At 68.5% G+C, this 14,721-nt stretch carries 9 protein-coding genes; 8 read left to right on the forward strand and 1 reads right to left on the reverse strand.

Translation table 11 applies throughout. From position 1 onward, the window contains the following. Positions 1 to 30 precede the first annotated feature (30 nt). The 5 genes from JO059_RS05560 to rplL all read left to right on the forward strand — a co-directional run bounded on the left by JO059_RS05560 (position 31) and on the right by rplL (position 7,058). Entirely contained in the window at positions 31 to 4,236 is a 4,206-nt protein-coding gene (locus JO059_RS05560) for an NEW3 domain-containing protein (protein ID WP_293315106.1), read from the forward strand. Then, on the forward strand, positions 4,233 to 4,850 hold the full coding sequence (locus tag JO059_RS05565; protein WP_293315107.1) for a malonyl CoA-ACP transacylase: 618 nt from the start codon (positions 4,233 to 4,235) through the stop codon (positions 4,848 to 4,850). The genes JO059_RS05560 and JO059_RS05565 overlap by 4 nt, the downstream gene beginning before the upstream one ends. A 5-nt stretch (positions 4,851 to 4,855) precedes the next feature. Continuing rightward, positions 4,856 to 5,782 carry an ROK family protein gene (locus JO059_RS05570; protein ID WP_293315108.1) on the forward strand — a complete coding sequence of 309 codons (927 nt, stop codon included), beginning with the start codon at positions 4,856 to 4,858 and terminating at the stop codon, positions 5,780 to 5,782. Positions 5,783 to 6,027: 245 nt separating this feature from the next. Then, the gene (gene rplJ, locus JO059_RS05575; protein ID WP_293315109.1) at positions 6,028 to 6,633 is read left to right on the forward strand and encodes a 50S ribosomal protein L10; all 606 of its coding nucleotides are present in this window, start codon (positions 6,028 to 6,030) and stop codon (positions 6,631 to 6,633) included. 32 nt (positions 6,634 to 6,665) lie between these two features. Next, positions 6,666 to 7,058 (forward strand): 50S ribosomal protein L7/L12, encoded by a 393-nt coding sequence (gene rplL, locus JO059_RS05580; protein ID WP_293315110.1) that lies wholly within the window; start codon positions 6,666 to 6,668, stop codon positions 7,056 to 7,058. Positions 7,059 to 7,115: 57 nt separating this feature from the next. Here the strand turns inward: rplL and JO059_RS05585 are convergent, their stop codons facing one another. Next, complete coding sequence (locus JO059_RS05585; RefSeq protein WP_293315116.1) at positions 7,116 to 7,799, reverse strand: TetR/AcrR family transcriptional regulator; 684 nt, start codon at positions 7,797 to 7,799, stop codon at positions 7,116 to 7,118. 82 nt (positions 7,800 to 7,881) lie between these two features. On the opposite strand from JO059_RS05585, the gene JO059_RS05590 reads away from it, so the two are divergent. The 3 genes from JO059_RS05590 (at position 7,882) to rpoB (ending at position 14,557) form a co-directional block, all read left to right on the forward strand. Further along, on the forward strand, positions 7,882 to 9,390 hold the full coding sequence (locus JO059_RS05590) for a carotenoid oxygenase family protein (RefSeq protein ID WP_293315111.1): 1,509 nt from the start codon (positions 7,882 to 7,884) through the stop codon (positions 9,388 to 9,390). 182 nt (positions 9,391 to 9,572) lie between these two features. Then, positions 9,573 to 10,583, forward strand: a complete 1,011-nt coding sequence (locus tag JO059_RS05595) for an ABC transporter ATP-binding protein (protein WP_293315112.1) — start codon at positions 9,573 to 9,575, stop codon at positions 10,581 to 10,583. Between the two features lie 449 nt (positions 10,584 to 11,032). Further along, positions 11,033 to 14,557 (forward strand): DNA-directed RNA polymerase subunit beta, encoded by a 3,525-nt coding sequence (gene rpoB / locus JO059_RS05600; RefSeq protein WP_293315113.1) that lies wholly within the window; start codon positions 11,033 to 11,035, stop codon positions 14,555 to 14,557. Positions 14,558 to 14,721: the final 164 nt, after the last annotated feature.

The raw sequence follows: 14,721 nt of genomic DNA on the forward strand, positions 1-14,721 counted from the left end.
CGGGCCGGCGCGCCGCCGTAAAGTGCGGGAATGCAAGTGCTTTCGGCGGAGTCGACCGAGCTGTTCGTCGGGCCCCCCGAAGCGCCGCTGCAGCTGGCGCGCGTCACGGTCTCCGGGTGCGAGGCGCCGACGCCCATCCGCGTCGACGGCGATGGCCTGAGCGGGGAGGTCGTCGCCACCGCGGGCCAAGAGGTGGTCGAGGTCCCGGTCGCTGTCTCGCGTCCGGTGGTCGGGCAACGGCGCGGCGCGCGGGCGCACGGCACTGGTTTCGAGTTCACCTTCGAATTCTGCATCGCAGAGCCCGGCTGGACGATGTTCATGGTCAGTCACTTTCACTACGACCCCGTCTGGTGGAACACGCAGGGCGCATACACGAGCGAGTGGACCGAGGACCCGCCGGGGCGGCAGGCAAACGGCTTCGCACTGGTCCACGCGCATCTGGAAATGGCGCGTCGCGAGCCCGAGTACAAGTTCGTGCTGGCCGAAGTGGATTACCTGAAGCCGTACTGGGACGCCCGGCCCGAGGACCGCGCCGACTTGCGCCGTTTCATCGCCGAGGGCCGCGTCGAGGTGATGGGCGGCACCTACAACGAACCCAACACCAACCTCACGAGCCCGGAGACGACCATCCGAAACCTGGTGCACGGCACGGGTTTTCAGCGTCACGTACTGGGCGCCGACCCGGCCACCGCCTGGCAGCTGGACGTCTTCGGCCATGACCCGCAATTCCCGGGGATGGCCGCCGATGCCGGGTTGACCTCGAGTTCGTGGGCGCGGGGACCGCACCACCAGTGGGGCCCCATGCAAGGCGGTGACGTGGACCGCATGCAGTTCTGCAGCGAGTTCGAGTGGATCGCGCCGTCGGGACGCGGCCTGCTCACTCACTACATGCCGGCGCATTACGGGGCGGGCTGGGGCATGGACGAATCGGTCTCGCTGGCCGAGGCGGAGGCCGCCACCTGGGCGCTGTTCGCTCGGCTCAAGAAGGTCGCGTTGACGCGCAACGTGTTGCTGCCTGTCGGCACCGACTACACCCCGCCGAACAAGTGGGTCACCGAGATCCACCGCGACTGGGCCGCGCGGTACACCTGGCCGCGATTTGTGTGCGCGCTCCCGCGGGAGTTTTTTGCGGCGGTGCGCGCCGAAGTGGCCCGGCGCGGTTGCGCCCCGTCGCCGCAGACCCGCGACATGAACCCGATCTACACCGGCAAGGACGTGTCGTACATCGACACCAAGCAGGCCAACCGGGCCGCCGAAAACGCCGTGTTGGAGGCGGAGCGCTTCGCCGTGTTCGCCGGTCTGCTGACCGGCGCCCAATACCCGCAGGCGGCGCTGGCCAAGGCCTGGGTTCAGCTGGCTTACGGCGCCCACCACGACGGCATCACCGGCTCGGAGTCGGACCAGGTCTACCTCGACCTGCTGACCGGCTGGCGCGACGCGTGGGAGCTGGGCCGCGCGGCGCGCGACAACTCACTGCAGGCGCTGTCGAGTGCCCTGGATGAGCACGCGGGCGACGTCGTCGTGTGGAACCCGCTGGCACAGCCGCGCAGCGATATCGTCACCGCCCGGCTCGACCCGCCGGCCGGCCGGGGGGTGCGGGTCGTCGACGCCGACGGCGGCGAGTTGCCGGCACAGGTCGAGCACGACGGCCGCTCGATCACCTGGCTGGCGCGGGACGTGCCGTCGCTGGGCTGGCGGGCCTACCGGCTCAGGCCGACCGACAAGCCGGCCCACAAGCCGACCGGCTGGGAACCGGTGCCCGGGTTTCAGATCCTCAACGAGCACTACCGGCTCGAGGTGGACCCCGCCCGCGGCGGCGCGGTCGTGTCGTTGCTGCGGGGCGGACGCGAGCTGATCGGCGAGGGCCGGGTGGGCAATGAGCTTGCCGTCTACGAGGAATACCCGGCGCATCCTCGGCAGGGGGAAGGCCCGTGGCACCTGCTGACCAAGGGCCCGGTGGTGTGTTCATCGGAGTCGCCAGCGCAGGTGCGCGCATACCACGGCCCGCTCGGTCAGCGGCTCGTGGTCCGGGGCCGCATCGGCGGGCTGCTGCGTTACACCCAAACCCTGACCCTGTGGCGCGGCGTGCCCCGGGTGGACGGCCGCACCGCCATCGACGAGTTCACTGGCGCCGACCGGTTGGTGCGTCTGCGCTGGCCCTGCCCGGTGCCGGGCGCCATGCCGGTCAGTGAGGTGGGGGACGCCGTGATCGGGCGCGGCTTCGCGTTGCTGCACGACGGGCCAGAAGCGGTGGACACCGCGCGGCATCTGTGGACGCTGGACAACCCGGCCTACGGCTGGTTCGGCCTCTCCTCGGCGGTGCGTGTCCGCGTCGGCGGCCCCTCGGGCGAGGGCGTGCGGGCGGTATCGGTGGCCGAGGTGGTGTCGCCGGCCGAGGCGGTGTCGGCACCGCTGGCGCGCGACCTGATGGTCGCGCTGGTGCGTGCCGGCGTCACGGCCACCTGTAGCGGTGCGGACAAGCCGCGATACGGGAATCTGGACGTGGACTCGAATCTGCCCGACCTGCGGATCGCGCTTGGCGGCCCCACTCGCAACGCCTTCTCCAAAAGCCTGCTGGCCCAGGCGGATCCGGCCTACGCCGCCGAGCTCGAGCGCCAGCTGGCCACTTCGGGCGAGGCCAGGGTCTGGGTACCCGCGGCGACCCCGCTGGCGGCGGCCTGGGTCCCCGGTGCCGACGTCCGCGCCGCGCGCGCGCTGCCGGTGCTGGTGATCGACGGCCCAGACGATGCCACCCTGGCGGCCGCCATCGCGTCGCTGGTCGACGATCTGGCGGACGCCGAGATCGCAGTCAGGCAAGCGCCTCCGTCGGGACTCGACCCCTTCGAAGCCCCCTTTGAAGACCGCACCGTCGCGTTAGTCAACCGTGGGGTGCCGAGCTTTGCCGTCGATGCCGAGGGCACTCTGCACACCGCACTGATGCGCTCCTGCACGGGCTGGCCGTCCGGCACCTGGATCGACGATCCGCGCCGGACCGCGCCCGACGGCTCCAACTTCCAACTTCAGCACTGGACACACGTATTCGACTACGCGCTGATCGGCGACGACGGCGACTGGCGACAGGCCGAGATCCCCTGCCGCAGCGCGCAGTTCGCCCACCCGCTGCTGGCCGTCCGGCCGGCGCAGCGACGCGGCGAACTGTCGCCGGTCGGGTCGCTACTTCGTGTCGAGCCCGCCGAATCCGTCCACCTGGCGGCCCTCAAGGCGGCCGGCAACCCACTGGCGGCGGGCCGCGCCCGCCCGGTCGAGCCGAGCGCGGTGGCCATGCGGTTGGTCGAGACGACCGGATCGGGCACCCGCGTCGCCATTGGCTCGGAACTGGGTGCGATAAACAGCCTGCAACTCGCCGACCTGCTCGAAAAGCCGCACCAGCGCACGAGTTCGGTCGAGCTGCACGGCTACCAGGTGGCGACGGTGCTGGCTCAGATCGAAATGCCGAGTATGACAAGCGGTTTCGCTGAGCTGGCCCCGAACGGCGAAGCCGCGCAGCCGCTCTACGCGCGTTATTGGCTGCACAACCGGGGGCCTGCGCCGCTCGGGGGACTGCCGGCCGTCGCGCACCTACACCCCCAACGGGTGACGGTCACCCCGGGCAGCAACCTGACGTTGCGTCTGACCGCCGCCAGCGACTGCACCGATGCGCCGCTGGACGGCACCGTGACGCTTGTGTGTCCCCGCGGCTGGGCGGCAGCGCCCGCCGATCTGCCGTTCACGCTGCGCTGCGGCGATCACCGGGAGGCCGACGTGGTCGTCACGATCCCGATCGATACTCAGCCCGGGCTCTACCCGCTCCGCGCCCAACTCCGCATCAGGGGCGACGATGTCCCGGCGGCCTGGCGGCAGGTGGTCGAGGACGTCTGTGTGGTCGAGGTCGGCGTGCCCCACGAGACCGAGCTGGTCTACCTCGCCGACAGCCAGCCCGGGCTCGCCGACGTCGAGCTGGGCCCCGGGGAGGCGGCCCGGCTGACGGTCACGGTGGGCAGCCATGCTCGCGCCGGCCTGGCCTTGGAGGCCCACGTGATCAGCCCCTGGGGCACCTGGGAGTGGATCGGCCCCGCGGCGCTCGGCGCCGAGCTGCCGGCCGGCGGCACCGTCGAACTCCGTTTCGACGTCTGCCCACCCGTGTGGCAAGAGCCCGGGGAGTGGTGGGCCCTGGTGCGGGTGGGCTGCGCGGGGCGGCTGCTCTACTCGCCGGCGGTGAAGGTGACGGTGACATGAGTTCCCACCTGGCGGCCACCGTGGGCGGCGCCCCGGTGCCGGTCGCCGACGTCGACGCGGCGGAGGCGCGGCTGCGCCGCGGCGCGCGCGCGGCCGCGCTGCCTGCCCCCGGCACGAGCGAGGGCCGTCAACTGCGGCGCTGGCTCACACAACTGATCGTGACCGAGCGAGTGGTCGCCGCCGAGGCGGCCGCACGCGGGCTGACGGGAGCGCAGGCGCCCACCGAGGCCGAGCTGCTGCCCGACGTGACCGCGCGACTCGAGCTGGGCAGCGTGGCCGCGGCCGCGCTGGCGGATCCCCGCGCGCGGGTGCTGTTCGCCGACGTCACCGCCGGGGTAACGGTCAGCGACGACGACGTCGCCGACTACCACGCCCGCAACCCGCTCCGGTTCGCCCCGCCGCACCCCGGCCGTCACGGCTGGCGCACCGCCGCGCCGGCAGGCCCGCCGCTGCCGGAGGTGCGTTCGGCGATCGTCGAGCATCTGCGCGGCGCCGCGCGGCGGCGCGCCTTCCGCATCTGGCTGGACGGGCGCCGGGCGGAGCTGGTCCGCCTCGCTCCCGGGTACGAGCATCCGGGCGATCCGCGCCAACCCGACAACACCCACCGGCACTGATCGCCATGCTCACCCTCAGTCTGGACATCGGCGGCACCAAAATCGCGGCGGGCCTGATCGACCCGGATGGCGCGCTGGTTCACACCGTCCGCCGGCCTACCCCTGCTGGCGGCTCGTCCGAGGAGGTCTGGGCCGCCGTCGCCGCCATCGTCGCCGACGCTTTGCACGCAGCCGACGGCCTGAATGGCCCCGTCGCCGCGGTCGGGATCGCCTCGGCCGGTCCCATCGACCTGCACAGCGGCACCGTCAGCCCCGTCAACATCGGATCCTGGCGCGGCTTCCCGCTACGAGAAAGGGTCGCGGCCATGATTCCCGGGGCGCCGGGGGTGCCCGTGCGGCTCGGCGGCGACGGGGTGTGCATGGCGCTCGGCGAGCACTGGCGCGGCGCCGGCCGCAAGGCGCGGTACCTGCTCGGCATGGTGGTGTCCACCGGCGTGGGTGGCGGCCTGGTGTTCGACGGCGTTCCCTACACCGGCCGCTCCGGCAATGCCGGTCACGTCGGGCACGTGGTGGTCGAACCGGACGGCCGACCCTGCGCCTGCGGTGGCCGGGGCTGCGTCGAAACCGTCGCGTCGGGCCCGTCGCTGGTGCGCTGGGCGCGGGCCAACGGCTGGTCCGCGCCGTCCGCAGCGGGCGCGAACGACCTCGCCGCCGCGGCGACGGCGGGGAATCCGGTGGCCGCCCGGGCCTTTCGCAGGGGTGCCACCGCGCTCGCCGCCATGATCGCCTCGGTCGCTGCGGTGTGCGACCTGGACCTCGTCGTCATAGGCGGCGGCGTCGCCGGGTCCGGCTCACTGCTCTTCGACCCACTGCGGGCGGCGCTGCCCGAATTCGCGGGGCTGAATTTTCTGGCCGGCCTGCGTGTGGTGCCGGCTGAGCTCGGAGGCGAGGCCGGCCTCATCGGAGCGGCCAGACTCGCGAGTTTTGGCTGATCGCCGCTGGCCGCGCTATGGTGGTTGCCGATCCACCGAAGACCGTCGGTCACCGAGCTATCGGTTGAAGGTCCGGGAACATCCGGGCGGCCCACGCAGGAGGACGAGGCACTCGCGCCGGCATGCGCCGGCGCGCCTTCACGCCCCGGCCGCTACCTGCGCCGGGGCGTTCGTCGTTCCGCGGTAGATGGCAGACGACAGCTAGAAGACACAGTCGCAAGGGTTTTCACTCACAGGAGGTATGCATGGCCAGGGCTGACAAGGCCACCGCCGTTGCAGACATCACCGAGCAGTTCAAAGAGTCGACCGCCACACTCATCACCGAATACCGCGGTTTGACGGTGGCCAACCTGGCCGAGCTACGCCGGTCTCTCGCCGGCTCGGCGACCTACTCGGTGGCAAAGAACACGTTGATCAAGCGCGCCGCGTCGGAAGCCGGGATCGAGGGCCTCGACGAGCTGTTCGCCGGCCCGACGGCAATCGCGTTCGTCACCGGCGAGGCGGTCGACGCCGCCAAGGCTCTCAAGACCTTCGCCAAGGAACACAAGGCGCTGGTCATCAAGGGTGGCTACATGGACGGTCACCCGTTGACGGTGGCCGAGGTCGAGCGCATCGCGGACCTGGAGTCTCGCGAGGTATTGCTGGCCAAATTGGCCGGCGCGATGAAGGGCAACCTCGCGAAGGCGGCTGGCCTGTTCAGCGCTCCGGCCTCGCAGTTCGCCCGCCTTGCTGCCGCATTGCAGGAGAAAAAGGCCACGGAACCGGCGGCCGCCGATGAGCCCGCGGCCGAAGCGCCTGCCGAGGAACCGGCCGCAGAAGCAGCCACCGAGACACCGGCGCAAGCCGAGTAAACCCAACCCGAAACCAGGAAGGACCCAACACCATGCCCAAGCTGTCCAGCGACGAACTGCTCGACGCGTTCAAGGAAATGACCCTGCTGGAGCTCTCGGACTTCGTCAAGAAGTTCGAGGAGACCTTCGAGGTGACCGCGGCCGCCCCGGTCGCCGTCGCGGCCGCCGGCCCCGCCGCGGGCGGGGCGCCCGCCGAGGCCGCTGAGGAGCAGTCCGAGTTCGACGTCATCCTCGAGGCCGCCGGCGACAAGAAGATCGGCGTCATCAAGGTGGTCCGTGAGATCGTCTCCGGTCTGGGACTCAAGGAGGCCAAGGACCTCGTCGACAGCGCGCCCAAGCCGCTGCTCGAGAAGGTCGCCAAGGAGGCCGCCGACGAGGCCAAGAGCAAGCTCGAGGCCGCCGGCGCCACCGTCACCGTCAAGTAGTCAGTTCACGGAGCCTCCGGGCCCCCGGAACCCCTCCTTGCGGGTTCCGGGGGTTCGTCAACGGGCAGCGAACGCCCGCACCGACTGCCTCACGCGCTCGGGCGAATCTCCCAGAGCGACAAGGAAATTCGACGCCATGGCGCCGAGCACCGGTCCGACGGCGGTGCCGTCGTCGCCGTAGAAGCCGGCCAGTTCGAGCATCACGAACCCGTGTACCAGCGCCCAGAACTGGGCCGCGGTGGCAATGACGGTTGCGTCGTCGTCTGGGGAGCCGACGGTGATCCGCCCCGCCCGCATGGACCGCTGCACCGCGCGCACGACATGCGCGAAGCTGGGAATCTGCTCCTCGATCTCGGCGACCGTCAGCGTCAAGACATTGCCCGCCGGCGCGTTGATGCCATGCGCGCTGGTGCTGCCGAACATCAGCCGGTACATGTGCGTGCGCTCGATGGCGTAGCGCCGGTATGCGGCGCCGACGGCGAACAAGTCGGCGACCGGGTCCTCCGTCGGTGGCACGCTCAACGCGGCGTCGAACTGGCGCAAGCCCTCCTCGGCGACCTCCCCGATGAGTCCGCGCATCCCGCCGAAGTGGGTGTAGAGGGCCATCGTCGACGTTCCCGCCGCGCTGGCCACCCGTCGGGTCTGTAAGGCGTCCGGGCCCTCGTCGTCCAGCAAGCCCACGGCCGCGTGCAGCATCTCGTCACGGACACTGCGAACGCTGCGTTCGGCCGGCGAAGTCATCTCGGAAGTCATCCTTGTCATCTTCCCACCGAAGGCGTAGCGTGCCAATAACAGCGAAATAACAATGTTATAGGAGTTGGCGATGACGTCCCTGCAAACCGCCCCGACCCGAAATCCGTACCTCGAGGGCTTTCTGGCCCCGGTGGGCGCAGAGGTCACCGCCACCGATCTCGAGGTCACCGGGCACATCCCGGAGCACCTCGATGGGCGCTATCTGCGCAATGGCCCCAACCCGGCCGAAGAGGTTGACCCGGCCACCTACCACTGGTTCAGCGGCGACGGCATGGTGCACGGCGTTTCGCTGCGCGAGGGGCAGGCCCGCTGGTACCGCAACCGCTGGGTCCGCAGCCTGTCGGTGTGCGCCGCCCTCGGCGAGCAACCTCCGGCCCGGCTCGATCCGCGTGCGGGCATGATCGCCTTCGGCGCCAACACCAACGTGTTGACGCACGCGGGACGCACGCTCGCGCTGGTCGAGGGCGGGGCCGCCAACTACGAGCTGACCGAGGAGCTCGACACCGTCGGCACGTGCGACTTCGACGGCACGCTGGCCGGCGGCTTCACCGCTCATCCGCACCGCGACCCCGGCACCGGCGAATTGCACGCCGTCTCGTACTCATACGCCCGCGGGCGGACCGTGCAGTATTCGGTGATCGACAACAGGGGACGAGCACGCCGCACCGTCGACATCGAGGTGTCCGGATCGCCGATGATGCACGACTTCTCGCTGACCGACAAATATGTCGTGTTCTACGACCTGCCGGTGACCTTCGACCCGGTGCAGGTGCTGCCGACGAGCGTGCCGCGCTGGCTGAGCGCGCCCGCCCGGCTGGCGCTCCAGTCGCTCATTGGACGCGTCCGGGTGCCGGGCCCGATTACCGCGATGATGAACCGCGATCCCCACCACTCCGACCGGATGCCCTACGCATGGAACCCCCACTATCCGGCACGCATCGGGGTCATGCCCCGCGAAGGCGGGAACGACGACGTGCGGTGGTTCGACATCGAACCCTGCTATGTTTATCACCCCCTCAACGCCTACTCCGAGGTGCGGGGCAGCTCCGAGGTTTTGGTCCTCGACGTGGTGCGCTACTCGCGGATGTTCGACCGCGACCGGCGCGGTCCCGGCGAAACCACGCCTCGACTGGACCGTTGGACGGTCGACCTGACGACCGGCGCGGTGACCACCGAATGCCACGACGACCGCTCGCAGGAATTCCCGCGGATCAACGAGACGCTGCTGGGCCGGAGGCATCGGTTCGGCTACGCCGTCGGTCTCGAGGGGGGGTTCGTCGCCGCGGGGCTGCACGCCGCCCACATGGCCACGCCGCTGTACAAGCACGATTACGTCACCGGCTCCACCGCGGTCGCCCCGCTCGATCCGGACCTTTTGCTCGGCGAGATGTCTTTCGTGCCCAACCCCTCCGCGGGTGCGGAGGACGACGGCACCTTGATGGGCTACGCCTACCACCGCGGCCGCGACGAAGGCCAGTTGCTGCTGCTCGATGCCCCGACGCTCGAGGTGACTGCCACCGTGCATCTGCCGCAGCGCGTACCGATGGGCTTCCACGGCAATTGGGCCCCGACTGGCTAACGACATCCTCGAACGCGCGTCCAACTGCGTGCCTCGGCGAGGCGCGCCGGGATCTCAGGTCGGCTAATTTTTGCCGGCGGTGACATGCAACCCCTGATAACGGGCGCCAACCGTGCGCTACAGTGACTCATGCCACAGAAAAGGGCAGGTGGCGGGCACGATCGTCGACGGAAGGATTCCCCATGGGCGTCGCTATCGAGGTGAAGGGACTGACGAAGTCCTTCGGTTCCTCGAGGATTTGGGAAGACGTGACGCTCGATATCCCCGCAGGGGAGGTCAGCGTCCTTCTGGGGCCGTCGGGTACCGGCAAATCAGTGTTCCTGAAGTCCCTCATCGGCTTGCTGCGGCCGGAGCGGGGTTCCATCGTCATCGACGGCACGGACATCATCGAATGCTCGGCGAAGGAGCTGTACGAGATCCGCACGCTGTTCGGCGTGCTGTTCCAGGACGGCGCGCTGTTCGGCTCGATGAATCTCTTCGACAACACCGCCTTCCCGCTGCGCGAGCACACCAAGAAGAAGGAAAGCGAGATCCGTGACATCGTCATGGAGAAGCTCGAGATGGTCGGCCTGGGCGGCGACGAGAAGAAGTTCCCGGGCGAGATCTCCGGCGGTATGCGCAAGCGTGCCGGCCTGGCGCGTGCCCTGGTCCTCGACCCGCAGATCATCCTCTGCGACGAGCCCGACTCGGGTCTGGACCCGGTTCGTACCGCCTACCTGAGCCAGCTGATCATGGACATCAACGCCCAGATCGACGCCACCATCCTGATCGTCACGCACAACATCAACATCGCCCGCACCGTGCCGGACAACATGGGCATGCTGTTCCGCCGCAAGCTGGTCATGTTCGGGCCGCGCGAGGTGCTCTTGACCAGCGACGAACCGGTAGTTCGGCAGTTCCTCAACGGTCGCCGCATCGGCCCGATCGGCATGTCCGAGGAGAAGGACGAGGCGACGATGGCCGAGGAGCAGGCGATGGTTAACGCCGGCCAGCACGCCGGTGGCGTGGAGGACATCGAAGGTGTGCCCCCGCAGATCCAGGCCACCCCGGGCATGCCGGAGCGCAAGGCCGTCGCCCGCCGCCAGGCGCGGGTGCGGGAGATGTTGCACACACTGCCCAAGAACGCTCAGATGGCGATCCTCGACGACCTCGAGGGCACGCACAAGTACCGCGCCCACGAAATCGGCGAGTAGGCGTCGAAGGCGTTCGCCAAAGCGCCCTTGATGCGCCGCCGACGTTGAGGGCCGAAAATTTTGCGATAACTTGGTGCAACTTGCCGCCCCGCCCTCTTGACGGCAGGGCCTAAACGGGTCAATCTGTTGGGCAGCATGTCCCACGGGAAAGTCGAGATGCCAGCCAGCGCCGATCACCCATGGGTTGGTCGTCGTGGGTAGTTGAGGAATGCGCGGTCCTCCGCTATTGTTGGACGTTGCGCTGGCTACCTCCTGCCCATCTCACAATCGCCACTTGGCCGCCAAAGACGTCGTGGTCCTAGCCTGGGTCCCCTCTGCGGCTCAGCTACTCAGTTGCGCGCGTGAGATCCGGGCAGATCGTTCGCCGGCCTGACCCACGAAATGTTGCGGCGAACAGACCCGGTGGTCCGGGTTCCCGTGAGTCGCACGAGGTGCTGGAAGGATGCATCTTGGCAGATTCCCGCCAGAGCAAGAGTCGCCACCAGAGTTCTACCAAAAACTCAAGTTCCACCAACGGCTCCGTCCCCGGAGCACCCAACCGAGTTTCATTCGCCAAGCTCCGCGAACCGCTTGAGGTTCCGGGGCTTCTCGAGGTGCAGATCGACTCGTTCGATTGGCTGACGGGTGAGCAGCGCTGGCGTGACGCCGCGGCCGCCCGGGGCGACAGCAACGCGATGAGCGGTCTCGAAGAGGTGCTCTACGAGCTGTCCCCCATCGAGGACTTCTCCGGCTCGATGTCCCTGTCGTTCTCCGACCCGCGTTTCGACGAGGTCAAGGCGCCGGTCGACGAGTGCAAAGACAAGGACATGACGTACGCGGCACCGCTGTTCGTCACGGCTGAGTTCATCAACAACAACACCGGCGAGATCAAGAGCCAGACGGTGTTCATGGGCGACTTCCCGAAGATGACCGACAAGGGCACCTTCATCATCAACGGCACGGAGCGCGTCGTCGTCAGCCAGTTGGTGCGCTCGCCCGGGGTGTACTTCGACGAGACCATAGACAAGTCCACCGAGAAGACCCTGCACAGCGTCAAGGTGATTCCCAGCCGCGGCGCCTGGCTCGAGTTCGACGTCGACAAGCGCGACACCGTCGGTGTGCGCATCGACCGCAAGCGCCGCCAGCCGGTCACGGTGCTGCTCAAGGCGCTGGGCTGGACCGCCGAGCGGATCACCGAGCGGTTCGGCTTCTCCGAGATCATGATGTCGACGCTGGAGAAGGACAACACCGCGGGCACCGACGAGGCCCTGTTGGACATCTACCGCAAGCTGCGTCCCGGCGAGCCGCCGACCAAGGAATCGGCGCAGACCCTCCTGGAAAACCTGTTCTTCAAGGAGAAGCGTTACGACCTGGCGCGGGTTGGCCGCTACAAGGTCAACAAGAAGCTCGGACTGAACGCGAAGGATTCTCCGAACCCGATCACCACGACGACGCTGACCGAGGAGGACGTCGTCGCCACCATCGAGTACCTGGTGCGCCTGCACGACGGGCAGGCCATCATGACCGTCCCCGGGGGCGTCGAGGTGCCGGTGGAGACGGACGACATCGACCACTTCGGGAATCGGCGGCTGCGCACGGTCGGTGAGCTGATCCAGAATCAGATCCGGGTCGGCATGTCGAGGATGGAGCGCGTCGTCCGGGAGCGGATGACCACTCAGGACGTCGAGGCAATCACGCCGCAGACGCTGATCAACATCCGCCCGGTGGTCGCGGCCATCAAGGAGTTCTTCGGCACCAGCCAGCTGTCCCAGTTCATGGACCAGAACAACCCGCTGTCGGGCCTCACCCACAAGCGCCGGCTGTCCGCGCTGGGCCCCGGTGGCCTGTCGCGGGAGCGCGCCGGGCTGGAGGTTCGGGACGTGCACCCGTCGCACTACGGCCGCATGTGCCCGATCGAGACCCCGGAAGGTCCGAACATCGGTCTGATCGGCTCGCTGTCGGTGTACGCGAGGGTAAACCCGTTCGGGTTCATCGAGACGCCGTACCGCAAGGTGGTCGACGGTGTGGTCACCGACGAGATCGTGTACCTCACCGCCGACGAGGAGGACCGCCACGTCGTGGCGCAGGCCAACTCGCCGATCAGTGATGACGGCCGGTTTCTCGAGCCGCGTGTCCTGGTCCGCCGCAAGGCGGGTGAGGTCGAGTACGTTCCTTCGTCCGAGGTCGACTACATGGACGTCTCGCCGCGCCAGATGGTGTCGGTGGCGACGGCGATGATTCCGTTCCTCGAGCACGACGACGCCAACCGCGCCCTGATGGGTGCCAACATGCAACGCCAGGCGGTCCCGCTGGTGCGCAGCGAGGCGCCGCTGGTGGGCACCGGCATGGAGTTGCGTGCGGCGATCGACGCCGGCGACGTCGTCGTGGCCGCCAAGTCCGGTGTGATCGAGGAGGTTTCCGCCGACTACATCACCGTGATGGCCGACGACGGCACCCGCCACACCTACCGGATGCGTAAGTTCGCCCGCTCGAACCACGGCACCTGCGCCAACCAGTCGCCGATCGTGGACGCGGGCGACCGCGTCGAGGCCGGCCAGGTCATCGCCGATGGCCCGTGCACCGAGAACGGCGAGATGGCGCTGGGCAAGAACCTGCTCGTGGCGATCATGCCGTGGGAGGGCCACAACTACGAGGACGCGATCATCCTCTCCAACCGCCTGGTGGAAGAGGACGTGCTCACGTCGATCCACATCGAGGAGCACGAGATCGATGCCCGCGACACCAAGCTGGGTGCAGAGGAGATCACCCGGGACATCCCGAACGTCTCCGACGAGGTCCTCGCCGACCTCGATGAGCGGGGCATCGTGCGCATCGGCGCCGAGGTGCGCGACGGCGACATCCTGGTCGGCAAGGTCACCCCGAAGGGTGAAACCGAGCTGACCCCGGAGGAGCGGCTGCTGCGGGCCATCTTCGGCGAGAAGGCCCGCGAGGTCCGCGACACCTCACTGAAGGTGCCGCACGGCGAGTCCGGGAAGGTCATCGGCATCCGGGTGTTCTCCCGCGAGGACGACGACGAGTTGCCCGCCGGTGTCAACGAGCTGGTCCGCGTCTACGTGGCCCAGAAGCGCAAGATCTCCGACGGCGACAAGCTGGCCGGCCGGCATGGCAACAAGGGCGTGATCGGCAAGATCCTGCCGCAAGAGGACATGCCGTTCCTTCCGGACGGCACCCCGGTGGACATCATCCTGAACACCCACGGTGTGCCGCGACGGATGAACATCGGCCAGATCCTGGAAACCCACCTGGGCTGGTGCGCGCACAGCGGCTGGAAGGTCGACACCGGCAACGGCGTTCCGGACTGGGCGGCCAACCTGCCCGAGGACCTGCTGCACGCCCAGCCCAACGCGATCGTGTCGACGCCGGTGTTCGACGGCGCGCGAGAGGCGGAGCTGCAGGGGCTGTTGTCGGCCACACTCCCCAACCGTGACGGCGAAGTGCTCGTCGATGGCGACGGCAAGGCGGTGCTCTTCGACGGCCGTAGCGGTGAGCCGTTCCCGTACCCGGTGACCGTCGGCTTCATGTACATCATGAAGCTGCACCACCTGGTGGACGACAAGATCCACGCTCGCTCAACGGGGCCGTACTCGATGATCACCCAGCAGCCGCTCGGTGGTAAGGCCCAGTTCGGTGGCCAGCGGTTCGGCGAGATGGAGTGTTGGGCCATGCAGGCCTACGGCGCCGCCTACACGCTGCAGGAGCTGTTGACTATCAAGTCCGATGACACCGTCGGCCGGGTCAAGGTGTACGAGGCGATCGTCAAGGGCGAGAACATTCCCGAGCCGGGCATTCCCGAGTCGTTCAAGGTGCTGCTCAAGGAGCTGCAGTCGCTATGCCTCAACGTCGAGGTGCTGTCGAGTGACGGGGCGGCCATCGAGCTTCGCGAAGGCGAGGACGAGGACCTCGAACGGGCGGCGGCCAACCTGGGAATCAACTTGTCCCGCAACGAATCTGCGTCCGTTGAGGACCTGGCTTAATTAACGTTTAAGTATCCAAACCCGCAAGGGGAAAGGGAGTTACGTGCTCGACGTCAACTTCTTCGATGAACTCCGTATCGGCCTGGCCACCGCGGAGGACATCAGGCAATGGTCTTACGGCGAGGTCAAGAAGCCGGAGACGATCAACTACCGCACGCTGAAGC

The sequence above is a fragment of the Mycobacterium sp. genome, assembly GCF_019247615.1.
In the GTDB taxonomy this organism is placed as follows: Bacteria; Actinomycetota; Actinomycetes; order Mycobacteriales; family Mycobacteriaceae; genus Mycobacterium.